At 67.8% G+C, this 25,893-nt stretch carries 23 protein-coding genes; 11 read left to right on the top strand and 12 right to left on the bottom strand.

Annotation, left to right across the window (positions count from 1 at the left end):
* The first annotated feature begins 554 nt into the window (after positions 1 to 554).
* From rpmH to ACWGKS_RS16535, 8 genes are all read left to right on the top strand, one after another.
* The gene (gene rpmH / locus ACWGKS_RS16570) at positions 555 to 698 is read left to right on the top strand and encodes a 50S ribosomal protein L34 (RefSeq protein ID WP_033303406.1); all 144 of its coding nucleotides are present in this window, start codon (positions 555 to 557) and stop codon (positions 696 to 698) included.
* Positions 699 to 829: 131 nt separating this feature from the next.
* Positions 830 to 1,318 (top strand): ribonuclease P protein component, encoded by a 489-nt coding sequence (gene rnpA / locus ACWGKS_RS16565; RefSeq protein WP_358508677.1) that lies wholly within the window; start codon positions 830 to 832, stop codon positions 1,316 to 1,318.
* Positions 1,315 to 1,629 carry a membrane protein insertion efficiency factor YidD gene (gene yidD / locus ACWGKS_RS16560; protein ID WP_084392256.1) on the top strand — a complete coding sequence of 105 codons (315 nt, stop codon included), beginning with the start codon at positions 1,315 to 1,317 and terminating at the stop codon, positions 1,627 to 1,629. The genes rnpA and yidD overlap by 4 nt, the downstream gene beginning before the upstream one ends.
* 28 nt (positions 1,630 to 1,657) lie before the next feature.
* Positions 1,658 to 2,596 carry a membrane protein insertase YidC gene (gene yidC / locus ACWGKS_RS16555; protein ID WP_358508680.1) on the top strand — a complete coding sequence of 313 codons (939 nt, stop codon included), beginning with the start codon at positions 1,658 to 1,660 and terminating at the stop codon, positions 2,594 to 2,596.
* Between the two features lie 143 nt (positions 2,597 to 2,739).
* On the top strand, positions 2,740 to 3,228 hold the full coding sequence (locus ACWGKS_RS16550) for a Jag family protein (RefSeq protein ID WP_358508737.1): 489 nt from the start codon (positions 2,740 to 2,742) through the stop codon (positions 3,226 to 3,228).
* Positions 3,229 to 3,605: 377 nt separating this feature from the next.
* Positions 3,606 to 4,337: a 16S rRNA (guanine(527)-N(7))-methyltransferase RsmG gene (gene rsmG / locus ACWGKS_RS16545; protein WP_452523064.1), complete on the top strand. Its 732-nt coding sequence runs from the start codon at positions 3,606 to 3,608 to the stop codon at positions 4,335 to 4,337.
* A gap of 203 nt (positions 4,338 to 4,540) precedes the next feature.
* Positions 4,541 to 5,368, top strand: a complete 828-nt coding sequence (locus tag ACWGKS_RS16540) for a ParA family protein (protein ID WP_358508739.1) — start codon at positions 4,541 to 4,543, stop codon at positions 5,366 to 5,368.
* Between the two features lie 75 nt (positions 5,369 to 5,443).
* Positions 5,444 to 6,418 (top strand): ParB/RepB/Spo0J family partition protein, encoded by a 975-nt coding sequence (locus tag ACWGKS_RS16535; protein ID WP_358508683.1) that lies wholly within the window; start codon positions 5,444 to 5,446, stop codon positions 6,416 to 6,418.
* A 257-nt stretch (positions 6,419 to 6,675) separates the two neighbouring features.
* Here ACWGKS_RS16535 and trxA read toward each other — a convergent pair whose 3' ends face one another.
* From trxA to ACWGKS_RS16520, 3 genes are all read right to left on the bottom strand, one after another.
* Positions 6,676 to 6,999 carry a thioredoxin gene (gene trxA / locus ACWGKS_RS16530; RefSeq protein ID WP_087102811.1) on the bottom strand — a complete coding sequence of 108 codons (324 nt, stop codon included), beginning with the start codon at positions 6,997 to 6,999 and terminating at the stop codon, positions 6,676 to 6,678.
* 43 nt (positions 7,000 to 7,042) lie between these two features.
* Entirely contained in the window at positions 7,043 to 7,975 is a 933-nt protein-coding gene (trxB, locus tag ACWGKS_RS16525; RefSeq protein WP_358508687.1) for a thioredoxin-disulfide reductase, read from the bottom strand.
* 136 nt (positions 7,976 to 8,111) lie between these two features.
* Complete coding sequence (locus ACWGKS_RS16520) at positions 8,112 to 8,546, bottom strand: hypothetical protein (RefSeq protein WP_358508689.1); 435 nt, start codon at positions 8,544 to 8,546, stop codon at positions 8,112 to 8,114.
* A gap of 178 nt (positions 8,547 to 8,724) precedes the next feature.
* Here ACWGKS_RS16520 and ACWGKS_RS16515 point away from each other — a divergent pair, with 178 nt between their 5' ends.
* Positions 8,725 to 9,879: a sensor histidine kinase gene (locus ACWGKS_RS16515; RefSeq protein ID WP_358508691.1), complete on the top strand. Its 1,155-nt coding sequence runs from the start codon at positions 8,725 to 8,727 to the stop codon at positions 9,877 to 9,879.
* A complete protein-coding gene (locus tag ACWGKS_RS16510; protein WP_358508693.1) occupies positions 9,876 to 10,571 on the top strand; it encodes a response regulator transcription factor in 696 nt (231 codons plus the stop codon). The genes ACWGKS_RS16515 and ACWGKS_RS16510 overlap by 4 nt, the downstream gene beginning before the upstream one ends.
* A gap of 4 nt (positions 10,572 to 10,575) precedes the next feature.
* On the opposite strand, the gene ACWGKS_RS16505 is transcribed toward ACWGKS_RS16510, so the two are convergent.
* From ACWGKS_RS16505 to ACWGKS_RS16480, 6 genes are all read right to left on the bottom strand, one after another.
* Positions 10,576 to 11,418 (bottom strand): anti-sigma factor, encoded by an 843-nt coding sequence (locus tag ACWGKS_RS16505; RefSeq protein ID WP_358508695.1) that lies wholly within the window; start codon positions 11,416 to 11,418, stop codon positions 10,576 to 10,578.
* Positions 11,415 to 12,041 carry an RNA polymerase sigma factor SigM gene (gene sigM / locus ACWGKS_RS16500; protein WP_358508697.1) on the bottom strand — a complete coding sequence of 209 codons (627 nt, stop codon included), beginning with the start codon at positions 12,039 to 12,041 and terminating at the stop codon, positions 11,415 to 11,417. Before sigM ends, ACWGKS_RS16505 begins: the two co-directional genes overlap by 4 nt.
* A 34-nt stretch (positions 12,042 to 12,075) precedes the next feature.
* Positions 12,076 to 13,650 carry a protein kinase family protein gene (locus ACWGKS_RS16495; protein ID WP_358508699.1) on the bottom strand — a complete coding sequence of 525 codons (1,575 nt, stop codon included), beginning with the start codon at positions 13,648 to 13,650 and terminating at the stop codon, positions 12,076 to 12,078.
* A gap of 246 nt (positions 13,651 to 13,896) precedes the next feature.
* Positions 13,897 to 15,693: a murein biosynthesis integral membrane protein MurJ gene (gene murJ, locus ACWGKS_RS16490; RefSeq protein ID WP_358508741.1), complete on the bottom strand. Its 1,797-nt coding sequence runs from the start codon at positions 15,691 to 15,693 to the stop codon at positions 13,897 to 13,899.
* 165 nt (positions 15,694 to 15,858) lie between these two features.
* Positions 15,859 to 17,700, bottom strand: a complete 1,842-nt coding sequence (murJ, locus tag ACWGKS_RS16485; protein WP_358508701.1) for a murein biosynthesis integral membrane protein MurJ — start codon at positions 17,698 to 17,700, stop codon at positions 15,859 to 15,861.
* Between the two features lie 160 nt (positions 17,701 to 17,860).
* A complete protein-coding gene (locus tag ACWGKS_RS16480) occupies positions 17,861 to 20,479 on the bottom strand; it encodes a DUF6049 family protein (RefSeq protein ID WP_358508703.1) in 2,619 nt (872 codons plus the stop codon).
* Between the two features lie 310 nt (positions 20,480 to 20,789).
* Here ACWGKS_RS16480 and ACWGKS_RS16475 point away from each other — a divergent pair, with 310 nt between their 5' ends.
* Positions 20,790 to 22,280, top strand: coding sequence for a CCA tRNA nucleotidyltransferase (locus ACWGKS_RS16475; protein WP_358508705.1), 1,491 nt, complete (start codon positions 20,790 to 20,792; stop codon positions 22,278 to 22,280).
* On the opposite strand, the gene ACWGKS_RS16470 is transcribed toward ACWGKS_RS16475, so the two are convergent.
* From ACWGKS_RS16470 to ACWGKS_RS16460, 3 genes are all read right to left on the bottom strand, one after another.
* Positions 22,270 to 23,001, bottom strand: a complete 732-nt coding sequence (locus ACWGKS_RS16470; protein ID WP_358508707.1) for a class I SAM-dependent methyltransferase — start codon at positions 22,999 to 23,001, stop codon at positions 22,270 to 22,272. The genes ACWGKS_RS16475 and ACWGKS_RS16470 overlap by 11 nt on opposite strands.
* 120 nt (positions 23,002 to 23,121) lie before the next feature.
* Positions 23,122 to 24,417, bottom strand: coding sequence for an MFS transporter (locus ACWGKS_RS16465; RefSeq protein ID WP_358508709.1), 1,296 nt, complete (start codon positions 24,415 to 24,417; stop codon positions 23,122 to 23,124).
* A 118-nt stretch (positions 24,418 to 24,535) separates the two neighbouring features.
* The gene (locus tag ACWGKS_RS16460; RefSeq protein WP_358508711.1) at positions 24,536 to 25,645 is read right to left on the bottom strand and encodes an inositol-3-phosphate synthase; all 1,110 of its coding nucleotides are present in this window, start codon (positions 25,643 to 25,645) and stop codon (positions 24,536 to 24,538) included.
* Between the last annotated feature and the right edge of the window lie 248 nt (positions 25,646 to 25,893).

The raw sequence follows: 25,893 nt of genomic DNA, 5'->3' as shown, positions 1-25,893 counted from the left end.
CTGTGGACAACTCGTTCGCCGGTGGGTCGCCAAGGCTTTGACTACCTCCGGGTATCCACAGGTTCTCGCAGTTGTCCACACGTTGTGCACAGGTTTATCCACAGGATGGCAGTCGACCGTGCACAGCCGGAAGTTATCCACAATTTGCAGGTCAGGGCGTGTGCATGGCATCCGCCCGCAGGATTTTCGAGCCCTTGGTGGGTGCCGCCGGCAAGTTATCCACAGGCTGAGGTTATCCACAACCCTCACCCCTTGTGGAACCCTCCCGCCCTGTGGGCGCCCACTTGTCCACAGGCGTGTGGGCGATCGGCGCCCAGTGGTGCCCGACACCGCCCCCAGCGCCCTGTTCCGGTGGACCCGGACCGGCGAGGACGGGTCTGATTTGACCCCGACCCGACCAGGTCGTATCTTCTTTATGCTTATGCCGTTGATTCTGCCTGCGCTCGTGTGTGTTCATCCACACGACGTCGCGGCCTCGGCAAACGCACTGTAAGGCCCCGCATATCATGGGGGGTCTGTCGTAGCATTTTCCTGACACGCCCCTGGAGCCAGTAGTGAGCAAGCGTACGTTTCAGCCGAACAACCGGCGTCGCGCGAAGGTCCACGGCTTCCGGCTGCGCATGCGTACGCGCGCCGGTCGCGCCATCATCGCCTCGCGTCGTCGTAAGGGACGCTCCGCGCTGACCGTGAGCCACTAGGCCACGCGAAGCCTCAAGTCTTCACTGGGACCGTCCGGCCTTCTCGCCGGCCGGTCCCTTTGTCGTGTGGCACGCCGGCCGTTCCGAGTGTGAGGTCCGGTGGTGCCCGCACCCCTCCCGGAGGAACGCCGATGTTGTCGCCACGGAACCGGATGCGTCACAGCACCGAGTTCGGATCGGTCATGCGTTCGGGGCGACGCGCTTCGAGCGACGCCCTGGGCGTGGTCTACCTCGCTCCGAAGCGTTCCGACTTCGCGGGGACCTCCGAGCGGACGGATCCGCCACGGATCGGTTTCGTCGTGAGCAAGGCCGTCGGGGGAGCGGTGGTGCGCAAGCGCGTACAACGCAGACTGCGCCACCTGATGCGGGAACGATTGGGTGTTCTGCCAAACGGTAGCCTGCTGGTAGTACGTGCCAAACCTCTCGCCGCCCAGCTGCGCCAGGAGGACCTGGCGGTACGACTCGACAGCGCGATCGCCGCGGCCCAGCGACCCCGTGGGGCCTCGCGAGGCCGGGGCGGCCGTGGTGGGCGAAAGCCCGCCACGAGCGCCCCCGCGATCAGCGGAACAGACGGGAACCGCCGCCCCGACGAGGGCGCAGAACGGTGGACGAGCCGATGACCGAGCACAGACCGACGGCGTTCGCACGGTTGTGGATCCTGCCGATCCGCGGGTATCAGCGTTTCATCAGCCCGCTCTTTCCACCGGTCTGTCGCTTCTATCCTTCGTGTAGTGCGTACGCCGTCGAGGCGTTGCGCGTGCACGGAGCGTTGTACGGGTGGTGGCTCGCCGTCAGGCGTATCGCCCGTTGTCATCCCTTCAACCCCGGAGGACTTGATCCGGTTCCGCCGCCCCGAGGGCGCCGGAACGAGGAGTCCGAGGAGTCTACGGGCGGAACCGGGCAGACCGGCACCGCTTCCGGGGACCAGTAGCTGAACCGAATCACCGAGGAGTTGGCCGGTGCTCGACTGGCTTTACAACATCATCGGCCACGTGTTGGTCTGGATCCACTCGGGTCTGGCCCTCGTTGGTCTGGACCCCGACAGTGGGTGGGCCTGGGGCCTGTCCATCGTGCTGCTGACCGCCATCATGCGTCTCCTGATGGTGCCGCTGTTCGTCAAGCAGATGAACACGCAGCGCAAGATGCAGGAAGTGCAACCGAAGATCGCCAAGCTTCGGGAGCGCTACAAGCACGACAAGGAGCGACTCCAGCGGGAGTCGATGAAGCTGTACCAGGAGAGCGGCACCAACCCCATCATGGGCTGCCTCCCGTTGCTGCTCCAGATGCCGGTGTTCTTCTCCCTGTTCAGCGTGCTGCGTGGTGTGGCCGAGGGCAAGGTGCAGTTCGGCTTCACCCAGGAGTTGGTCGACAGCGCTCGTGAGGCGCTGATCTTCCACGCGCCCATCGCGGCCCAGTTCAACACCTCGCCCGAGGACCTCGCCGAGCTGGGGGCCACCGACCCCATCATGGCGAAGATCGTCATCGCCATCGCCTGTGTACTGATGGGCACGACGACGTTCCTGACCATGCGTCAGAGCATCAAGCGGAGCATCGCGCAGCAGCCCGACAACCCGATGATGCAGACCCAGAAGATCATGATGTACATGGCGCCCCTCTTCGGGCTCTTCGGTCTCATGATGCCGATCGGTGTTCTGGTCTACTGGGTGACCTCCAACGTGTGGACCATGGTGCAGCAGCACTTCCTGTACCGGAACCAGCCGGTTCCGGGCGAGGAGGCCCCGGCTGCGAAGGGCAACTCCACCAAGGGTTCGGCCAAGGGCATGCTCGGGCGTAAGAAGGTCGCCGAAACCGCTCCGGAGCCGACGGAACAGCCTAAGATCGAACGCAAGCAGCCGAAGAAGCAGACGCGCTCCAAGCGCAGCGGTGGATCCAAGTAGGGACCCCTGTTTCGTGTCGGCCGCGGCGACTTTCGAGTGCGCAGGCGACAATGCCCCTGAGGCGTACGACGGCCAGGGACCGACGGATATGAGGAGACGGGAACGCTGTGGGACGTAGCGAGGAAGAGAACGGCGGTGTAGCGGTGGCCCAGGCACCCGAGGCCGGTATCGATATCGAGGCCCTGGAGAACGAGGGCGACATCGCCGCGGACTACATCGAGGGTCTCCTCGACATCGCGGACTTCGACGGCGACATCGACATGGACGTCGAGGGCGACCGTGCGATGGTCTCTGTCGTCGGTGCCACCCTGGACGAGCTGATCGGTGATGAGGGTGAGGTCCTGGAAGCGCTCCAGGAGCTGACCCGTCTCGCGGTGCACCGGGCGACCGGTGAGCGCAGCCGGCTCATGCTGGACATCGGTGGATACCGGGAGGGTCGCCGCAAGGTGCTCTTCCAGATCGGCACCGACGCGGCGAACAAGGTCAAGGATTCCGGTGAGTCCCACTCGCTGGAGCCGATGACCCCGTTCGAGCGCAAGGTCGTGCACGACGCGGTCGCCGCCGCCGGTCTGCGCAGTGAGTCGGAGGGCGAGGAGCCCAACCGTTACGTGGTGGTGCGTCCGGCGGACTGACCGGAAGCCGCATCCTCGGGGGCGATGTTTCACGTGAAACATCGCCCCCGACGTATGTCCGGGGGAGGGCTCCGGAGCCTTGCTCAGGTATCTTCCCTCGATTCGGGTGGCCCAGGGGATGTGTTTCACGTGAAACCCGGGGGCGCCTCACACATAGGATCGTCCCCGGGGCCTTCCCCACGAGTCGTCCCGTCCTCGGCAGTGCGAGGACGACCCCGATTCCGCGCCCAGCGCGACCCGTCGGTGGGAGAGCCCTGTACGCGCGGACTGCCGTGATCCGCCGTGCGTCCCACTCGCCGTCGACCTGTGGACAGGTCGACAAGGCGATCAATGGTTCATGGAAGTGACGATGGACGAGTTCCGACAGGTGGTGACCGATGACCTCGGGCGCTGAGGAGACCGGCGCTACGCCCCCCGTACCCTCCTCACAGGCGGTGGAGGTGTTCGGCGACAGCCTGCCCGTGGCGATCCGTTTCGCTGAACTGCTCGCCGACGATGGTGTACGCCGAGGGCTGATCGGCCCGCGCGAGGTGCCCCGTCTATGGGAGCGGCATCTCATCAACTGCGCTGTCGTTGAGGAGTTGATCCCGGAGGGGGCGGAGGTGGTCGACGTCGGATCGGGTGCCGGACTTCCCGGGCTGGTGATCGGACTGCTGCGCCCCGACATCCGGATGACCCTCCTGGAGCCGCTACTGCGAAGGACGGTCTTCCTGGAGGAGGCCGTCGAGATACTCGGCCTGGACAATGTGACGGTGCTCCGCGGGCGTGCCGAGGAGGTGCGTGGCGAGTTGTACACCGACTTCGTCACCGCTCGTGCGGTCGCGCCGCTGGCACGTCTGGCGGGTTGGTCGTTGCCTCTGCTGCGCAAGAACGGCAGCCTGTTGGCCCTCAAGGGGGAGCAGGCTGAGGCCGAACTCGCGGAGGCGGAACAAGACGTTTCGAAAATGCGGCCTAGCGTCTGCGATGTGATCAGGGTGGGGCGGGGTAAGGTCGATCCCGCTACCACGGTCGTTCGCGTCACGGTGACATCCGAGGGTGGTCCGTCCCCGTCCGAAGGTTCACAGAAGAAGAGACGGGACGGCAAGAAGAAGCGCGGACGGAAGAGGTGAACTCATTCGTGCCCCACAATCCAGCCGACGACGCCGGCGTTTCACGTGAAACACCGGCGGGTGCTTATGGAGACCTGCTCGATGTTTCACGTGAAACATCGCCGGAACCAGCGGTGGGCCAGTCCCCTGTTTCAGGTGAAACATGGGGGGCCACACACGCCGTCGCACCCGAAACGCCCATAGCGCAGGTGGCCCGTGCGGCCATGGCCGGCCAAGGACACGAAGATGCCTGGCCTCGCCCCAAGACCTGTCGCATCATCAGCGTCGCCAACCAGAAGGGGGGCGTCGGCAAGACCACCACGACGGTGAACATCGCCGCCGCCCTCGCCATGCATGGACAGCGCGTCCTCGTGGTCGACCTCGACCCGCAGGGGAACGCGTCCACCGCTCTGGGCATGGAACGCGACGCCCAGACTCGATCCATCTACCACTGCCTGGTGGAGGACGAGGAGATCCGCAAGCTCGCCCAGCCGGTGCCGGACATCCCGAACCTGTGGTGTGCCCCGGCCACCATCGACCTGGCCGGCGCGGAGATCGAGTTGGTCTCGCTCGTGGCTCGCGAGGCACGTCTCAAGCGTGCCTTCGCCGCCTACGACACCACGGACCTCGACTACATCCTCATCGACTGCCCGCCTTCGCTCGGCCTGCTGACGGTCAACGCGATGGTCGCCTGCGATGAGGTCATGATCCCGATCCAGTGCGAGTACTACGCGTTGGAGGGGCTCGGCCAGTTGCTGCGCAACGTCGAGTTGGTCAAGTCCCACCTCAACACCGGGCTGTCGATAAGCACCATCCTGCTGACGATGTACGACGGGCGTACCCGTTTGTCCCAACAGGTGGCCGAGGAGGTGCGTTCGCACTTCGGGGACCTGGTCCTGAAGACGTTGGTGCCGAGAAGCGTCCGCGTCTCCGAGGCGCCGAGCTACGCGCAGTCGGTCATGACCTACGACCCCACATCCACCGGTGCGGTGGCCTACCTTGGGGCGGCGCGCGAGATCGCCCACCGCGCGGAGGGGATCAGCGCCGGCTGACGGCGACCGTTTCACGTGAAACATCCCGGCCGTCGGTCGGTCGGATCAGTACAAGGATTGTGAAGGGAATTGCCGGTGAGCCAGCAGCGGCGCGGACTGGGCAAGGGATTGGGGGCGCTCATCCCGCAGGGGCCGGCGGCCCCCGCGCCGGTGGAGAGTGTCCCGGAGGCACCCGCGCCCACCAAACCCACCACCCCCGAACCTGCGGTGGTCGAAGCCCCCAACGAACTCCCCGACGGCACCTACATCGACGAGATCGCGCTCACCTCGATCACGCCGAACCCCCGGCAGCCTCGTATCCACTTCGACGAGGAGGCCCTCGAAGAACTGAGGGACTCCATCGTCGAGGTGGGTCTGCTTCAGCCCATCGTGGTCCGCAAGCTCCAGGGCGGGAAGGATCCTCGCTATGAGCTGATCATGGGGGAGCGGCGGTTCCGGGCGAGCAAGTCCGCGGGTCTGGACCGGGTGCCGGCGATCGTTCGTAGGACCAACGACGACGAACTCCTCCGGGAGGCGTTGCTGGAGAACCTGCACCGGCAGCAGCTCAACCCGCTGGAGGAAGCGGCCGCCTACCAACAGATGCTGGACGACTTCGGGACCACTCAGGAGGAGTTGGCCCAGAGCGTGGGCAAGTCGCGGTCGCACATCTCCAACACGTTGCGTCTGCTGCGCCTCCCGGGGAAGGTGCAAAGGTGGGTGGCGGCCGGGGTGCTGAGCGCCGGGCACGCCCGAGCGCTTCTGTCGATCGATGACCCGGAGGCTCAGGAGCGTCTGGCCGATCGGGTCAACAACGAGGGCCTCTCGGTCCGTACGTTGGAGGAGATCGTCGCCCTGCGCCGCAAGGGTCATGACATCGATGACGCGGAGAAGGCGCGCCGGTCCGCCGGGCGCATCTCCAACCCGCCTCAGGTCGAAGAGTGGGCGTCCCGTTTCGGAGACCGGCTCGACACCACCGTGAAGGTGGACATCGGCCGGAAGAAGGGCAAGATCGTTGTGGAGTTCGCGACGATGGAGGACCTGGAGCGGATCATCAAGCAGATCGAACCGTGATGGCGCCACCCTCGTGACCGAGCGGGGGCGTGATCCGAGGGCGGTGTTTCACGTGAAACACCGCCCTCGTTCGTGTTCGAGGGGCGCCGTCGAGGCGCCTTCGGGGGCGCGTGTTTCACGTGAAACACGAACGGCCTCGAAGGCGCTCGAAGCGCCAGGGTCCCCCTGGGGCGGCCGGCGCGGGTCGGCTCGTACACGGGTCGCCGAAGACGACGAAAGGCCCCCAGGTGTCACCTGAGGGCCTTTCGTGGGGTCGGTTAAAGGAACTCGCCGAGTTCCTTCTCCAGGACCCGCTTCGGCTTGGCGCCGATGAGCTGCTTGACGACCTCGCCGTCCTTGTAGACGTTCATGGTCGGCAGCGACATGACGTTGTAGGCGCGCGGCGTCTCGGGGTTCTGGTCGGTGTTGATCTTGACGACCTCGATCTTGTCGCCGTATTCCTCGGCCAGCTTGTCCAGGACCGGGGCCATCTGCTTGCAGGGGCCGCACCAGTCGGCCCAGAAGTCCACCAGCACGGGCTTGTCGCTGGCGAGGACCTCCTCCTTGAAGGTGGCGTCGGTGACGTTCTTGACGGTCGACACTTCTTGGTTCTCCTTGGTTCGACGAAACCGGGTGGGTGGAGGGTCAGTTGCCGTGTTCGGCGAGGTAACGCTCGGCGTCCAGCGCGGCGGAGCAGCCGGTGCCCGCGGCCGTGATCGCCTGGCGGTACTGGTGGTCGACCACGTCGCCCGCGGCGAAGACACCCGCGAGGTTGGTCCGGGTGGAGGGGAAGTCCGCCTTCACGTAACCCTCCCCGTCGAGTTCGATCTGGCCCTTGAAGAGCTCAACCCGCGGGTCGTGGCCGATCGCGACGAACAGGCCCGTCACGTCAAGGACGCTCTCCTCGCCGCTCTTGCGGTTGCGGACCTTGAGGCCGCTGACCCGCTCCTCACCGAGGACCTCGACGACCTCGGTGTCCCAGACGAACCTGATCTTGTCGTTTGCGAAGGCGCGCTCGACCATGATCTTGCTGGCGCGCAGTTCGTCGCGGCGGTGGATCACCGTCACGGACTTGGCGAAGCGGGTGAGGAACAGGGCCTCCTCCATCGCGGTGTCGCCACCGCCGACCACGGCGATGTCCTGGTCGCGGAAGAAGAAGCCGTCACAGGTGGCGCACCAGGAGGTGCCCCGGCCCGAGAGTTCCTTCTCGCCGGGCACGCCCAACTCGCGGTAGCCCGAACCGGTGGCCAGGATGACGGTGTGCGCAAGGAAGGTCTCGCCCCCGGCGGTGACCTCCTTGACGGGCTTGCTCAGCTCGACCTCGGTGACGTCCTCGGGGACCAGCTCCGCACCGAAACGCTCGGCCTGCTTGCGCAGGTTGTCCATGAGGTCGGGGCCCATGATGCCGTCCGGGAAACCGGGGAAGTTCTCCACGTCGGTGGTGTTCATCAGCGCGCCGCCGGCGGTGATCGAACCTTCGAAGACCAGCGGGCGCAGCTCGGCCCGGGCGGCGTAGACGGCGGCGGTGTACCCCGCCGGACCGGAACCGATGATGATGACATTGCGGACGTCGCTCACGCTGGTAGGCCCTTCAAGCAGTCGGCTTTCCTGGCCACGGTGACGTGACCGGAGGGAAGATGGTTAGCACAACCGATGGTAGGCGCACCGCATTCCCTCCGAGACATCCGTCCTGCTCGCGGGGTGGGCATGGGTCTCAGCGTTCGACGCCGCCTCCGGTCAGACCTCGGATCCCAAGGGCGATCCCACCCGCCACCGCACCCCAGGCGGCGTTCAGCACGAGCACCATCACCAGGGCGAAAGGATTGGTGAGCGGCCCCTGGAGCCGCCCGTCGAGGAGGGGCGACAGGACCGCGCTCAGCGCGATGGCGAAGACCCCGTAGGCCACACCGGTGTGGACGAGGGTGAGGAAGGGGCGCGGGACCCGCGCGATCAGGACCGCCGCGACCCACGACACGGTGATGAGGACGGTCGTGGCCACGGGGACCAAGGGGCCTTGGGCGAAGGCGTCGGCGATACCCGTGATGCGCAGCAGGGGCCGGACCAGGGCGAGCGCCCCCAGACCCAGAACGAGGGGCCACGTGATGCCGGAGAACAGTCCTTGTGGCGTGGACGGGGTGTGCTGCCGCATGGGTACCTCACAGGTCGATGTGCTTGGCGTCGTCGATGTGTCCCGACGACATCGATCCTGGATTGCGCACCCCCTCGTCGGCGTCTGCGCGGGGGCTCTCGTTCGTACGTCGGAACGCGTACCGACGCGCGTCCGTGGACCTACGGGCGAGGGAGTCCCCGCTCCCTAGAATCGACGCATGCCGGAACAGTCCACCCGCCAAGGTCTCGTCGTCGACGTCCTGTTCGGCTTCGCCGTGTTCGCCGTGGTGGCGATCGCGGTCGGAGCGGATGTCGGCGGTGAGGGGAATCAGGCCCTGGGTTACGTGATGGCCCTTGTGCTCGGCGCGCTCATGTTGTTGCGCCGACGAGCGCCCGTGATGGTCCTTCTGGCCACCTGCGTCCTGGTCATCGGCAACTACGTCATCGAACTGCCGACGATCGGACTGGCGATCCCCGCGGCCGGAGCCCTGTACTCGGCCGCCGAGGCGGGGAGGACGGAGTGGGCGGCCGGGAGTTCGATCGCTCTCCTCGTGGTGTCGACCCTGGCCCGCCTAGGACAGGGCCAGGACGTCGCCTACCTGCTCGGGTACGAACTCGCGTCCACGGTCGCGGTCATGGGCGCGGCGATCGCGCTCGGGGACGGCGCCAGACAACGTCGCGAGGGGGTACGGCAGCGGGAACGGATCGCCGTGCTGGACGCCCAGGCGCGGGACGCCGAGGCCGCCGAACTGCTGGCGCGGGAACGTACCAGGATCGCCAGGGACCTGCACGACGCGGTGGGGCACCACCTGTCCGTGGTCTCGCTGCACGCCGCGGTCGCCACCGAGGCGTTGGAGGAGGGGGAGGAGGCCGACCTGTCCACCGCTCGTGACGAACTGGCCCACGTCACCCAGGCGTCCCGTGAGGGGTTGCGCGACCTGCGCTCCACGGTCCGGGCCCTGCGCGAGCCGGGAGCGGAGGTCGAACCGATCGCGGGGCTGGCCCACCTGGAGGGGCTCGTGGAATCGGTGCGCGACGCGGGACTGACGGTGCGGGTGTCGGGTTCCGCGGGGGAGGGGCTGACGGCGTTGGTCGACGCGACCGCCTACCGGGTGATCCAGGAGGCGCTGACCAACACGTTGCGGCACGCGCGGGCTCGCCGCGCCGAAGTGCTCCTGGAACGCGACGGTGACGAACTCGTCGTCACGGTGACCGACGACGGGAGGACCATGGAGGTGCCGGTGCGGGAGGGGAGCGGACTGACGGGGATGAGGGAACGGGTGCGTATGGCGGAGGGGACCATGGCGTTCGAGGCGGTGCCCACCGGCGGTTTCCGTGTCGGTGTTCGTCTGCCGGTCGGAGGTGGCGTGTGATCCGGGTGCTGTTGGCCGACGACCAGCCACTGGTGCGGGCCGGGGTGCGGGCGCTGTTGGAACGGGACGGCGACATCGAGGTGGTGTCGGAGGCCTCCGATGGGCGCGCGGCCCTGGTCGAACTCGACCGCTTCCGCCCGGACGTGCTGCTGTTGGATCTGCAGATGCCCGCGGTGGATGGTCTGGGCGTGCTGCGGGAGCTGGAACGTCGACGTGTCGACACGTCGGGGCGCCGACATGTCGACACCCGGGTGGTGGTGCTCACCACTTTCGGGGAGGACGACAACGTGTTCGGGGCGCTGCGCCTGGGTGCCGCCGGGTTCCTCCTCAAGGACGCCGGCCCCCGGGAATTGCGCGAGGCGGTCCGAACGGTCGCCGCGGGCGACGCCCTGCTGTCCCCGGGGGTGACCCGTCGGGTCGTCGAACGTCTGGCACGGGTGGAACCCCCGCCGAACGCGGACGAACGCCTGGCCGGCGTCACCGACCGGGAACGCGAGGTCCTCGCCCTCGTCGGTCGGGGCATGTCCAACCAGGAGATCGGTGGCGAGCTCCACCTCAGCCCGGCCACGGCACGTACCCACGTGGGTCGACTGCTGGCCAAGCTCGGGGTACGGGACCGGGTGGGTCTGGTCGTGGTCGCCTATGAGAGCGGCCTCGTCCGCCCCGGAGAAGGCGGACCCGCACCGCGGTAGTCCGTTAGAGGTTTCCCTCGGCGAGGACGGCCGAGTCCAGGTCACCGCCGCGAGCGCAGGTCGGGTCGACCACGAGCACGTCGACACCCTCACCGCTTCGGATGAACAGGACCCAGGCGCGGTCGGTGCCCTCGGGCCCTTCCCATTGGGCGTCGTCGACCAGGGTGACGTGGGAGTCGGTGGTCGCCTCCACGTGGGCGACGCATTCCCGCGCCCCCTGGGGCAACTTCGCCGATTCCTCCGACTTGACGCCCATGCCGTCGTCCCCGGCCCGGTCCAGGACCTCGGAGGCCTGCGTCGTGAGACCGTCCTCGGTGTAGACGGTGCCGCTGGCCACACTCTCCGCGGAGTAGGACTGGGCGGTGTCCGGGGCGCTCTCGGTCGCGGTGTCCTCCGACAGTTGGGAGGCCGCTCCCATGTCCGGTTCATCGGACATCAGGTTTCCGATCACCGCTGTGCCGGCACCGATGACGAACACCGAAGCGGCGGCCACCATGAGGAGCTTGGGCAGACCGAAACCGCGTCGCTTCCGGTTGATCGGGGTGACGGACGCGGGCGCGTCCGATGCCGTCGGGGGTGTGGTGTCGCGTTCACCGGTGGGCCGGTCCACGTCCGTGCGTTCGGAGACGGCCTCGGAGATCCGACCGTCGAGGAGGTCGGCGACGTCCTGCGGCATCGTGGGCGCCGGGACATCGGCGAGCACGCGGGTGACCCCGGCGAGTTCGTCGATGGTGGTCGCGCAGATGGCGCAGGTCTCGATGTGGTCGGCGACAGAGCGTTCCTCGTCGGGTTCCAGAAGGTCCTCGGCGAAGAAGGCGAGTGCCTCCACCTCAGGATGGGACGTCACGATGGGTTGGCACCTCCTCTCCCAGATGTGACGTCTCGGGGAAGTCCAGGGTTCCTTAGATGAGCCAGGGAAGGAAGTAGTTTGGCGCGACCTCGCGCACATCTGCTCTTGACCGTGCCGGTGGCGACTTCGAGGATGTCGGCGGCCTCGTCGACCCGGTACCCGAGCATGTCCACCAGGGTCAGTGCCATGCGCTGGTCCAAGGGCAGTTGTTCGAGGGCGGCGTGCACGTCCAGGCGGGACTCGGTCTGGGAGGCGTGGTCGGGGGCGCCGCCGGTCCGGCCGAGTCGTTCGTTGGAGATGACGTCGAGCGTCTCGTCCTCGGTGGGGGTGGCCGGCCGGACCTTCCTGCGCCGGAGCCGATCGTGGCACGCGTTCACCACGATCCGGTGCAGCCAGGTGGTGACCTGGGACTCACCTCGGAATCGATCCGCGGCGCGGAAGGCCGAAAGGAAGGCGTCCTGAAGGGCGTCGGACGCTTCCTCGGGGTCATGCATCATCCGGATGGCGACAGCCCAGAGGCGCTCACGGTGTCGGCGAACCAGTACCGCGAACGCCTGCTCGTCACCCTGAGCGTGCCTGGACAACAGCTCCTTGTCAGGGAGCTCCTGGGCCGCTTCCATCAGCGCTGATCACATACCCCACGACTAGAGAGAACTAGAGTCCGCGTACCTCGACCTCGTTGACGCTTCCACGGTAGCGGTCGCCGTCCGCGGGTAGTTCGACGAACCAGACCACGACGTACTGTCCGGTCACGCTCTCTTCGAGCTGCACCGTCTCCGAGCCGTTGACCGAGCCCTCCCAGGCGACGGGAAGGGCGGCGTCGAGGGCCGCCGGGTCCGTGGCGGAGACGTCGTCACCGACCCGGATCTGCATACCGAAGTCCTTGTCGGGCGTGATCAGGTCGAGCTCGTGTACCTCCTTGGCCGAACCCAGGTCGATGAGCAGACCGACGCCGGCCTTCTCGGTGCCCATCGGGTCCTTGTAGCCCTCGGTGTTCCACTGGGTGCTCGGGTCGCCGTCGTGCGCGAGCCCCGCCTTGTCCCCGTGTTCGCTGCCGTCACCGAGCGGGTCGAACCCGTCGGACGCGGCGATGGGGAGGACCTCCAGTTCGGCGCTGTCGACGACGTCCTCGGTGGCGTCCGCGCTGGGGTCGGCCTCTTCACCGGAGCCCGAACGCAGGTTCGTGCCGAGTGTCCAGGCGCCCGCGACCACACCGGCGAACAACAGGACGGCCACGGCGCCGATGAGCAGGCGCTTGGTCGACGATCCCTGGTCACGGGAGTCGCGTTGTTCCATTCGCGAGGCCGCCGGGGGCCGGGACCCGCCCGAACGCGCGGCGGTGGAGCCGTTGCGGGCGCTGCGACGGGGACCGGTGGTGGTGTCGAACTCACCCGTGCGCCGGGAGGTGCCGGGTTCGGGCGGGGGGACCGCCTCCGCCGGAGCCACGGGCAGGGGGATGAGACGGGGGACCTCGGCCAGGGCCGCGCAGAACTCCGCGGGGGTGGTGATGGGCGGGCCCGGCACCATCTGACCGACCAGCTGCGGCAGGGCCGCGCGGGTGGTGATGGTGGCGAGCTGTTCGGTGATGCCCTGACGCAGTTGACCGGGAGGGTAGGGGCCCATCGGTCCTTGCGGGGCGCCGGGCAGGCCGCTCTGCGGTCCGCCCGGCCAGTAGCCGGTGAGGGCCGCGTACAGCAGGTTGCCCAGCCCCTGGGCGTCGATGGCACCGGGTTGGGGGACGTTGCTGCCCAGCAGCGCGGCGTCCACCCCGATACCGGTGACCTTGACCGCTCCGCCGCTGCTCCACATGAGCTTGCCGGGGGACAGACAAAGGTGATGGAGACCGTTGGCGTGGGCGGCGGCGATGGCCTCGGCGGCCTCGGCGACCAGACCCGCGGCGCGTTCGGGCTCCATGGGGCCCTGCTGGAGCAGTTCGGCCAGGGAGGAGCCGATGACCCACTCCTCGACCACATAGGGGATGGGTGAGGTGTCGTCGGCGTCGAAGACCTGGGTCACGCGTGCGTCGGGCACACGGCTGGTGGCCCTGGCGGCTCGCACGACCTCTGACGTTCGGGGGAAACCGTCGGCGAAGGTCCATACGGCGACCGGACGCGCCAGCGTCTCGTCGGTGGCTTTCCACCGGGTCGCACCACCGGTCTCGCTCACCACGTGGTCGAGTCGGTAGCGGTTGGCCAGCTTCGCCCCGGGTTCGATCAGGAAGGTGCTCATGATGGGAGTGACGGGTGCCAGTGCCGCTGAGTCGCGTGGTTCCCATGCGGGTTCACACGAGGGGATCGGCCCTGTCTGCTGTCCCCAGCCTCCCTTCGGGCAGCTCGGATGAACGATGCTTTGGCGGTAAAGCGGTGTCTGTCCATGCTAGGACGCGTGAACAGCCTCTTTGGAGGACATTGATTACCCATCGACCTTCCTGGACGTATTCGTATCCGACTACCCAAGGTCATCCATTCCAGGTGATCAGCGGCGTCGTAGTCGTGTCTTGAGCAAATCCAGGAAGGATGTGACTTCGGACACATTGAGGAACTTGGCCGAGACCACGAACAGTACGGCACCGACCAGGCCTCCGGCCACCATCGAGGAGAGAGCCGGCCACAGATCACCGGGCAGACCATTGAAGACCACGAGCATCAGGATGCCGAAGAGGGCCGCGGGGACGGTGGCCAGGTGCAACTTGAACAAGGTGACCACGGTGCGACGCCCGTCCAGGCCGTTGAGTCGCTTGTGGAGGATGTACCACATGATCGCCGAACCCACGATGTAGTACAGGCCGTAGGGGACCGGCAACCACACCACGATGTGCTGCGGGGTCTCCGCGAACACGAACAACAGGGCGACACCGGTGATGGCGTGCGTGATCTCCGAGGGGATCGCCACCAGGGCGGGCGTACGGGTGTCGCCCAGCGCGTAGAAGACACGCATCTGTAGCTGGAACAGCGTGAACGGGATCAACATCACGCAGAAGACCATCAGGATCCGACCGATGGCCGCGGCGTCCTCGGCGCTGGTGCTGCCCTGCGCGTAGATCATCACGCAGAACGGGATGGCGAAGACGATCATCGCCACCGCGATCGGCACGATCAACACCGAGGAGAGACGGAAGCCCCGGGAGAAGTCACTGCGGACCTGGTCCTTGCGGCCGGCCGCGACGTGTTCGCTCATTCGGGGCAGCAGCGCCGTGATCACCGAGACCGCGATGATCGCGTACGGCAGCTGGAACAGCATCGAGGCGAACTTGTAGGCCGCGATGCCCGATCCGCTGTCGTAACCCAGCTCCGCCGACATCGCCCCGGCGCGCGTGGCGACGTTGGTGGAGACGAGGGCGCCCACCTGCGCGACCACGATGTACAGCATCATCCAGGAGGCGGCGCCGGCCGCCTCGCTCAGGCCCGAACCCCGCAGGTCCAGACGCGGCCGCCAGCGGAAGCCCGCCGCGAACAGCGCCCAGATCAGCACGGCGGCCTGCACGACCTGGCCCAGCGCGGTCCCCAGGCCCAGCAGCGCGATCTCGCCCTGCGTGATGGTCTCCGGGGTCCGTCCCGGGCCGGCGATGCTCAGGAACCACAGGCAGATGCCGATGATCACGACGTTGTTCAGCACCGGAGCCCACATGGGGGCGCCGAACTTGTTCCGCGCGTTCAGCATCGCGCTGGCCAGACCGCTGGCGCCGATGAAGAAGATCTGCAGCACCAGGTACCGGGCGAGGATCACCGAGACGTCGTACTGCGCCCCGCTGAACCCGCCCGCGTAGATCCTGATGAACCACTCGGCGATCAGCACCGAGACCAGGGTCAGCACGAACAGACCGAGCAGCATCAGGGTGACCAGGCGCTGTTCGGTCTTGTCGCCGCCGTCCTGGTCGAGCTTGCGTCGCTTGACCAGGAACGGCACGAACACACTGGCCAACAACCCGCCGATGAGCAGGTCGTAGATCATGTACGGGACCATGCCCGCGGTCTGATAGGCGTCGCCCAGCAGCTGGGTGCCGATCGCGGCGGCCAGGACGATGGTCCGGACGAAGCCGGTCACACGCGAGGCGATCGTGCCGACCGCCATGATCGCGGTCGACTTGGCGATGTTGCCCGGACCGGTGTGGGACGAACCACCGATCTCGTCGCCGTCCTCCATACCGGCGCGGTCCGCGGTACCCACGTCACCGATGTCGCTCGGATCCCGGAGGGTCTTCAGACCGGTCTCGGGTTCGCCCTGGGGTTCTGAACGTTCATACGCGTCGAGCACGTCCTCCGGCATCACCATCTGGCGACCGGAGCGTTGCTTCGGAGGGTCCTCGGGTCCGTTCCGGGAACCGTCGGCGTACTGACGGGGGTTGTCGCTGGACACCGTCGGGCGGTCCTTTTCTGACTGAGTGCGGCTACGGGTTCGTGCGCCGGCGGGTACGGGGCCGGAACAAGGGGACGTTCATCATCGACGCAGCCGACCGCGGATCAGTTCCACCGCGGCGCTCAGTTCGGGCACGCGCAGCACGCGCGCGGACACGAGGAAGAGCAGGGCGCCGGCGACGCAACCCACCAGGGGAGCGCCGACGTAGGTGAACAGACCGGGACCGACGTAGGCGTCGAAGAACCAGAGCACACCGAAGCCCGCCGCGATGCTGGGGATGACGGCCAGGTGCAGGCGCAACAATGTGCCAAGCACGTGCTTTCCGTCAAGTCCCCCGATACGACGACTGATCACCTGACCGGCGATGGTCAGACCGGACAGGAACGACAGCATGAAGCCCGAGGCGACACCGACCACGACCATGTTCGGCGGCAGCAGCAGGTAGGCCACCAGTGCCAGCGCGCTGTGCACGGCGAGGTTCGCGCCACCGATGAGGGCGGGGGTCTTCGTGTCGCCCATGGCGAAGAAGACGCGCAGCATCAGCTGGAAGACCGTGAACGGCACCAGACCGAGCGACATCACCGCGAGGATCTGGCCGATGGCGACCGCGTCGGCCACCGAGACCGACCCGCGCGCGAAGGCCAGGATGGACAGCGGCTCGGCGAACATCGCGACCGCGAAGGCGGTCGGCACCAGCACGAAGGCGGAGATCCTCAGGGTGCGGGAGAAGTCCGAGCGGACCGCGTCCCAGTTCCGATCGTCGGCGTGCGCACTCATGCGGGGCAGGAGAACGGTGATCAGCGAGACCGCGATGATCGCGTAGGGCAACTGGAAGAGCTGGTAGGCCAGGTTGTAGGCGCTGATGCCCGCGCCCACGTCCAGGCCCTCTTCGATGCTCGCGACGTTGGCGGCGTTGGCGATGTTGGTGGTGATCCACAGCCCGGCCTGGGTGAGCAGGGTGTAGAGCATCATCCAGCCGGCGGTTCGGAGCGCCTCGCCGAGCCCGGAGCCGCGCAGGTCGAGCCGGGGACGCCACCGGTAACCGGTGCGGGACAGGGCGATGAACAGGACCAGGGCCTGCATGGCCATGCCCGCCGCGGTGCCCGCGCCCAGCAGGGTCAGCTCGGAACCGGTGACCGTGTCGGGGGTCTTCCCGGGCCCGGCCACGAGTAGGAACAACCCGGCCACGCACATGATGATGACGTTGTTCAGCACCGGAGCCCACACGGCGGCGCCGAACTTGTTCCGGGTGTTGAGCATCGCGCTGAGCAGGCCGCTCAGACCAACGAAGAAGATCTGCGAGAGCAGGAAACGCGCCAGGTAGACGGACGCCTCGAACTGCAGCGGGGTGAACCGGGAACCGTACAGCCAGATCAGAGCCTCGGCGGCCAGGATCGCGACCGTGGTCACCACCAGCAACGCCAGCACCATCGAGGTGAACAGGCGGTCCTCGGTGGCCTTGCCACCGTCCAGGTCGTTCTTGCGTCGCTTGACCAGGAACGGGATGACCACGGAGGCCATCAGGCCACCGATGAGCAGGTCGTTCAGGATGAAGGGGATCGTGTGCGCCGTGTGGTAGGCGTCACCGAGCAGGTGGGTTCCGATGGCCGCGGCGAGCACGATGGTCCGCGCGAATCCGGTCAGTCGGGAGGCCATGGTGCCCACGGCCATGATCGCGCTGGAACGCATCATGCCGCCGGAGCCCTTCTCCGCCGCGGGCTTGTCCGCCACGGGTTCGGCGTCGGGCGCGGGGTCGCGTGGGGCGTCCATGGGCTCGGGGAACTCACCATCCTCGGAGGAGGGCGTCGAGCCCGGGTAGGGCCGGGTCGCGCTGTCGCCCGGGAGGGACCCGTCGAAGTGCTTACTGTGCCTCGGCGAGTAACGAGGGGGTTGTTCGTCGCCGTTAGGGGATTCGGTGACCACCGTGGATCAGGGTTCCTTTCATCGGAGGTATCGAGACGCGACTCCGGGGCCCGGAGCCTCGCGAGGGGTGCGGGCGTGGTGACGTGTGGACAAGGGAACAGGTCGACGGGGCGACATGTCGTCATGTCGCCCCGTCATCTCGTCGACACGGCTTCGGGCTTCACGCGCGGGTGTCGCCGTCATTCGACCGGTCCTCGCCGGGTTCGGTGTCCTCGGGGACGGACTCGCCCTCGGAGTCGGATGAGTCCTCGGAACGGGACGTGTCCTCGGGTTCGGTGTCCTTCGCGTCCTGCTCGGACCTCGCGTCCTCGCCGTCGCTCGGTTCCTCTTCATCCTCGTTGCCCGCGTCGCCCTCGTCGTCCTTGTCGCCGTCAGGGGCGCCGCCCTCGGCCGCGTCGGCCTTGGCGGCCTGTCGGCGGGCCCACTTGCGCAGTGCCCTCGGGGCCAGGGCCGCGACCAGGATCAGCAGTCCGATCCCGCTGATGAGCAGTGCCTGTGTGCCCAGACCCGTGGCGTTCACCTGGATCACGGTGTCCTGCGGGCTGATCGGCTCACCGTTGGAGTTCTGCAGGCTCACGTGGACCGCGGTGGTCCCGTTGATCCTCGCCGAGAGCGGCACGTAGACGGTCGTCTTGGCGCCCGGGGCGATCTGGAAGTCGGACGTGTAGGTGCCGATGCCGAGCCGTTCGGCGTTCTCCGAGTAGATCGACAGGTGCACGTAGACCGACTCGTCCTCCAGGTCGTTGGCGACGAGTACACCGGTGATCCCGGTGCTGCTGGCCAGGGTCACCGGTTCGCCCGGGATGACCCGCACGTCCTGCATCCGCTCCTGCACCGACTGACCGACCACCGAACGGGTCGCCCCGGCCAGGGCCTCGCGCTCACGCCAGTACACCGACTCCAGACGCACGATGGCCGGACGGAAGGGGTCGCTGTCCCCGACGAGGATGCTGTTGAACAGGCGCACGTCCCGACTCACGTCCTCGACCTCGCCGAGGTAGCCGGAGCCGAGCTCCTGTTCGGCGGCCCGGTCCGGATAACGCAGGCCCGACCGGGTCTCCTCCTGGTCGTCCTGGGAGGGCGGCTCGACCTCGTCCAGACGTTCGGGGGAGAGCCACGGTAGGTCCTCGGTGGCTTCGAGGACGCCGGACGCCAGTCCCGTGCCGGGGTCCCAACCGGCCGGGGGAGCGGCCACCACGACACGGTCGCCGCCGACGTTCTCACTCGCGATCATCGCGGTCTCCGCGGCGAACCGTTGCAAGGCCAGGGTGGACTCACCGGGGCCGTGCGAGGGCATGGACAGCACCTCGGTCAGGCCCGCGTCGGCGACCAGGGCGAACGGGTCGTCCTCGTCGTCCTCACCGGCCGGGAGGGGGGCCTGCGCGGTGGGGGTGGTGGAGAGCCAGGACGCGGTCGGCATCGCCGATTCGCGCAGGATGAATCGGTGGGCGTCGTGTGAGGCGTACAGCTGCTGGACGTTCTCGTCCATGAGACCGCGGGCCGGGAACGCGTACCTGGAGTCGGGCTCCATCGCCAGGGAACGGCGCACCGCCTCCTGGGCCAGGGTCAGGGAGGCGTCGGCGTCGACGTGCAGGTCGTTGCGCAACAGCGCGACCAGGTCGGTGTTGGCGTACGGGGTGGTCACGACGGTGTCGGCGGGCAGGATCCGCCGGGCCTCGCGCAGCCACACCTGGGCGGGGACGTCGGCGGCGCGCTGGTGGCGTTCCGGTTCGACCCCCTCGGGGACCTCCAGCAGATCCTCCAGGACGTCGTGTTCCTCCGCGGCGATGCGCAGGACGTCGTCCATGGTCCCAGGGTCGATCGCCCAGGTGATGGGGACACCCTCGGTCCGCGTGGGGGTCTCCTCCTCGTCCTCCTCGCCCCCTTCGGTCTCCTCGGGTGCGTCCGGGGCCTCCGTGGCGCCGTCCTCCGGAGACGCGCTCGCCTCGGGGGATGGGGGCTCCTCCGCGGTGGCGTCGTCCTCGGTGGGCTCCGCGCTGGGAGGCTCCTCGCCAGGGGACAGTTCGGCCGTCGGGCTCTCGGCGTCGGGTGAGGGCTCGTCCTCGGTGGGCTCCTCCTCCAGGCCGAGCTCGTCGACGAGGTCCTCGTCGCCGGGATCGAAGGACAGGGGGACCTGGGCGCCGGCGGCCAGGAGACGGCCCAGACGCCCCTCCTCGGTCACGGACGAGTGCAGGTCCTCGCTCAGGAAGGTGTCGTCGTCGGCGCGCTGTGGTTCGTCCATCAGCGGCCAGACCCAGGCCAGGTCGAGTTCGTCGACGTCGTCGTTCCCGGTGTAGGGGAGGAAGGTGTACTGAGCGCCCAACTGTTCGCCGTCGCCGTCCAGGGCCTCCACGACCATGGGGTACACGCCGTAGGAGCCCAGGTCGAGATCCTCCGCCGGGGTGCTGAGCGAGTACTCCAGGCCCTGGTCGGGCTCCAACGCGCCCTTGAACTCCTTCTCCGGTCCCTCCGCGTCCGGCTGCCAGCCGTCGCCGGTGGCGAACTCGTCCATCTCCTCGCGGGTGTTGAAGGAGTGCCGCGAGTAACGGATCCGGACGGTGACGTCCTCGATCGAGGTGTCGGTGGCGTTGGTCACCTCACCCGACACGCGTAGCGTGCTGTCCTCGTCGATGGCGTCCGGCGTGATCCGGTCCACGACGATCGGAGGCACCGACTCCTCGTTCTCAGGTTCCGCCGCGACGGGTGAGAGCGTGGCCGGGATCGGAAGCAGCGCGGCGGTCATGGCCATGACCGCGGCCGCGGAAGCAGTTCGACGCAACGCTTGACCGGTTTCCTGATTCGGGGCCAGGGGTCCGTCCCGCCGGGGCCGTGAAGTGACGGGGCGGGGACGGATCGGGGTGCCCGCGCGGCGCGCTCGGCGTGAGGCGGGGCCGGTGGCCGCAGGACGAAAGTGACGGGCCACCACTCCACCAGAAGATACCGTGTCCACCGAACCCGGGTTCTGGTGCGCCCGGTCGCCCGGCGCGTGGCGGGGACAGCATTTCATCCGGTGCGGGGTACGCGCCAGAGGCGACGCGAGCAGGTCGGCGATTCGCGGTCACCCCGCGAGGCCGCTTAATCTGCGTGGTGTGCCGAACACAGAGTTTTCGAGTGAGAACGACACCGCCCCTACCCGGCCCGTGGTGAACGAGCCGACCGGTGAGCAGCGGGCGGCGATCACCGCGTTGATCGACTCGATCCGCCCGATCCCCGAGGACCTCGGGGATCGTTTCGCCGCGCACGACCAACAACTCGCCCTCGTCGGTGGCCCGGTGCGCGACGCTCTCCTCGGGCGTGTCTCCAACGACGTGGACCTCACCACCGACGCCGTACCCCAGCAGATCCTGAAGCTGGTCGATGGCTGGGCGGACTCGGTGTGGACCGTCGGCATCGAGTTCGGCACGGTGGGTCTGCGCAAGAGGGGGCTCCAACTGGAGATCACCACCTATCGCAGCGAGGACTACTCTCCCAAGTCACGCAAGCCCGAGGTGTCCTACGGCACCGACATCCACGACGACCTGCTGCGCCGCGACTTCACGGTGAACGCGATGGCGGTGCGCCTGCCCGACGTCGAGTTCGTGGACCCCTTCGGTGGCCTGGCCGACCTGCGGGCCAAGATCCTGCGCACACCGGGGCGCCCGGAGGACTCCTTCAGCGACGACCCGCTGCGCATCATGCGAGCGGTGCGCTTCGCCGCCCAGCTCGGCTTCGAACTGGCTCCCGAGGTGGTCGAGGCCGCCCGGAACATGGCGGACCGGCTCTCCATCGTCTCCGCGGAGCGCATCCGCGACGAGCTCACCAAGCTCATGCTCAGCCCGAACCCGCGCCGGGGCATCGAACTCATGGTGGACCTGGGCATCGCCGAGTACGTGCTCCCGGAGATCCCCAAGATGCGCCTGGAGATCGACGAGCACCACCGGCACAAGGACGTCTACGAGCACTCGCTCACCGTCCTGGACCAGGCCATGGAACTGGAGCGTTCCCGTGGGCACGAACCCGACCTGGTTCTGCGCCTGGCCGCGCTGCTGCACGACATCGGCAAGCCCAAGACCCGTTCCTTCGAGGGCGGCAACCGGGTGACCTTCCACCACCACGAGGTGGTGGGCGCCTCCATGAGCCGCAAGCGACTCACCGCGCTGCGCTTCCCCAAGGACGTGATCACCCAGGTCGGCGCCCTCGTCGCGCTGCACCTTCGTTTCCACGGCTATGGCAAGGGGGAGTGGACCGACTCCGCCGTGCGCCGCTACGCCCGTGACGCCGGTGACCAGCTGGAGCGGCTGCACATCCTCACGCGCGCGGACTGCACCACCCGCAACCGGCGCAAGGCCGCGTCGCTCTCACGTTCCTACGACGACATGGAGCGACGCATCTCCGAACTCGCCGAACAGGAGGAGTTGGACAAGATCCGGCCCGACCTGGACGGCAACGAGATCCAGGAGATCCTCGACATCAAGCCCGGCCCCCTGATCGGCAAGGCGTACCGGTTCCTGCTGGAACTGCGCTTGGAGAACGGCCCCATGGCCAAGGAGGACGCCGCCGCGGAGCTGCGCTCCTGGGCGGCCGATCACCTCAAGGATTGAGACCCGGCTTGACGGCGGTGACGACCATCGCCATGCCGAAGACCCGTGCCGGGGTGCCCTCCAGGCCGTCCGAGACGGGCTGGAGGGCCCGCATTCGGCGGTCGAGCGGCGGCATGAGGTAGTCGATGGACCGCACCCGCAGGCCCGCGTCACGCAGCAGACGTCCCATCTCCTGGGTGGTGAACGCCCGCGCGTCCGACATCCGCTCGTGCAGCGGACGGATCCACGGCAGGAACGGGACGGTCAGCGCGGAACGGCGCCGTTCTCCCCACATGACCCCGTGGGTCTCGAACGGGAACCACCGGTTGGGCGTGGTGATGGAGAAGGCCCCACCGGGCTTGAGCACCCGGTGGATCTCGGCGAGACTCTCCTCCAGGTGGTCGAGGTGTTCGAGCACCTCGAACGCGGTGACCCGGTCGAAGGTGTTGGCGTCGAAGGCGAGTGCGTCGGCCGACATCTTGTGCAGGCCGATCCGGTCCTCCAGGTCGGTACCGGCCACACGCGCGGCGAAGTCTTCGAGGCGGGCGGGTTCGACGTCGACGGCGTCCACCCTCACGAACCCCTCGGCGAGTTCCACCGTGTAGGTGCCGTCCCCGCAGCCGACGTCCAGCAGTCGGTCACCACGGGTGGGGAGCTGCCGGCGTACCGCCTCGATCCTCTTGGTGACCCCGCGCGCCCCGAAGGCGCTGGAGGGGTTGCCGAGTCCGTAGCCGACGCTCATGGTCACCATCTCCTCATCGATCGGTCACTGCGGGGACACTACATTAAGTGACTCTTTGGCTACTCATGGATGAGTCGATGAGGCGACAGGTCGACGGGGAGACAACTCGACAGGTCGACTTCAGGAGGCGGAACGCTCCAAGTCGGAACGGGCCAGGCGGCGGGCCCGAACGGTCCAGGCCCAGCCCATCGCGAGGAAGGCCGACGCCATCACCGTGATCACCGGCACGCTCACCCCGGACAAGGGAACCAGCCCCGCGGCCAGTGCCGCGCCCAGTACGAACGTGGCGTTGAAGAGCACGTCGTATACGGAGAAGACCCGACCACGGAACGCGTCGTCGACATGTCGTTGAACCAACGTGTCGACGGTCACCTTCACGCCTTGGGAGACGAAACCCAGCACGAACGCGGCCACCGGGAACAGCGCGGGGGAGAAGGGCAGCGCGAACACCAGCAGAGCCACCGCCGCCGACGCCAACAGGGCGGCGATCCAGGAGCTCGCCCCGATCCGCGCGGTCGCCGACGGAGTGGCCACGGCCCCCAGGAAGAACCCGAGCGCGAGCAGCCCGGCGGACACGGAGAACCCGGCCAGACCGGCGACACCGCCCCCGGTGAAGGTGTTGTTGTACAGCAGCAGGGTCACCAGGCTGGAGACGCCGAACAGGATCCGGTGGCCGCCGATGGTGAGCAGCGCGGCGCGAGCCGGGACGCGCTCCCAGATGTGCCGGACCCCGGAGACCATGCCGTGCACCACGTTGCCGAGGGCGGCCCGAACCTCCTCCGGCTCCCTCTCCAGGTGCGGACCCAGCTCCCGGTAGCGCAGCGTGAGCGAGACCAGGGCGGTCCCGGCGAAGCCCAGCGCGGCCACGAACAGGATGATCCCGGTTCCCAAGGCCTGTTCGCCGCCGATCATCCCGATGGCGAGACCGACACCGGTCCCGAGGGAACTGGCGACGGTGCCGCAGGTGGGCGTGACGGCGTTGGCCATCATCAGCTTGTCGCGGGACACCACGTACGGCAGCCCCGCGGAGAGGCCGGAGAGGAAGAAGCGGTTGACGCTCAGCACCAGGAGCGCCGCGACGAAGAACGCGGGCCCTTCGCCGTTGGCGACCAGGAACGCGGTCACCGTGGCCAGGACCGCCTTGAACACCGAGGACAGCAACAGGACCTGACGGCGGGGCCACCGGTCGATGAGGACCCCGGCGAACGGGGCGACAACGGAGAAGGGCAGGAGCAACACGGCGAAGGCCGCGGCCACCTCTCCGGCGCCGGTGTGCTGTTCGGGGTTGAAGAAGACGAAGCCGGCCAGCCCGGCCTGGTAGATCCCGTCGGAGAACTGCGAGACCAACCGGGTACCGAACAGCCGACGGAACCGGGATCCCTGGAGGACCGCGCGCAGATCGCCGAAGAAGGACACCCGCCAAGGATAGGAGAGCCGACGGTGCCCGGGGAGGGGAGGAAGGGAGAGACGGGGGCGCCCGGGACCGCTACGGCCCCGGGCGGCGCCTCTTCCTGTTTCCTACGCGACCCGCGGGCTACTCGTCACCCGCGATACCGTGCTCGCCCGAGATACCGTGCTCACCCGAGATGAACTGTTCCACCGCGTCGTGGGCGTGGGCGTCGCTGTACTGCTCTGGCGGCGACTTCATGAAGTAGGAGGACGGAGCCAGGATCGGACCACCGATACCGCGGTCCATGGCGATCTTCGTGGCGCGGACCGCGTCGATGATGATGCCGGCCGAGTTGGGGGAGTCCCACACCTCCAGCTTGTACTCCAGGTTCAGCGGGACGTCACCGAACGCGCGCCCCTCCAACCGGATGTACGCCCACTTGCGGTCGTCCAGCCACGGCACGTGGTCCGAGGGGCCGATGTGCACCGCGCCGGCGTTGAGCTCGTGCGGGATCTGCGAGGTGACCGACTGGGTCTTGGAGATCTTCTTGGACTCCAGCCGCTCGCGCTCCAACATGTTCTTGAAGTCCATGTTGCCGCCGAAGTTCAGCTGGTAGGTGCGGTCCACGACCACGCCCCGGTCCTCGAACAGCTTGGACAGCACCCGGTGGGTGATGGTCGCGCCGATCTGGGACTTGATGTCGTCACCGACGATCGGCACCCCGGCCTTGGTGAACTTCTCGGCCCACTCGGGGTCGGAGGCGATGAACACCGGGAGGGCGTTGACGAAGCCCACTCCGGCGTCGATGGCGCACTGGGCGTAGAACTTGTCGGCCTCCTCCGATCCCACGGGGAGGTAGGAGACCAGGACGTCGGCCTTGCTCGCCTTGAGAGCGGCGACCACGTCCACGGCGTCCTCGGAAGACTCCTGGATCGTCTCGCGGTAGTACATGCCCAGACCGTCGTAGGTCGGGCCGCGCATGACGGTCACGCCGGTCGGCGGGACGTCACAGATCTTGATGGTGTTGTTCTCACTGGCGGCGATCGCGTCGGCGAGGTCGTGGCCGACCTTCTTGGCGTCCACGTCGAAGGCGGCGACGAACTCGATGTCGCGCACGTGGTACGGGCCGAACCGGACATGCATCAGGCCAGGGACCCGGGAGTCCGGGTCGGCGTCCTTGTAGTAATGCACGCCTTGGACGAGTGACGCCGCACAGTTGCCGACGCCCACGACGGCTACACGTACCGAACCCATTGGTCCTTGCTCCTTCTTCTTCGCGAACATGGATTCCACGGCGCATGGCGACGGCCCCACGCCGACGGCGGTCCGGGGGTCGTCATCCTGCGTCCGTATTCCGTATGTGGTCAGCAGCGCGCACGAAGGTTCTGTTCCCCCTCAGGGCCGTCGGTTACGAGGGCGAACTGTGCTTGTCTGGCTGGTTTGTCTGCTATGACTCTATCTTCGCTTTCGCCGTGAGAACGCATGTCACGTGGCACTCGAGG

It is taken from the genome of Nocardiopsis sp. NPDC055879 (assembly GCF_053615935.1).
Note: the sequence above shows the minus strand (reverse complement) of the source record. Positions and strands in the feature narration are given on the sequence as shown.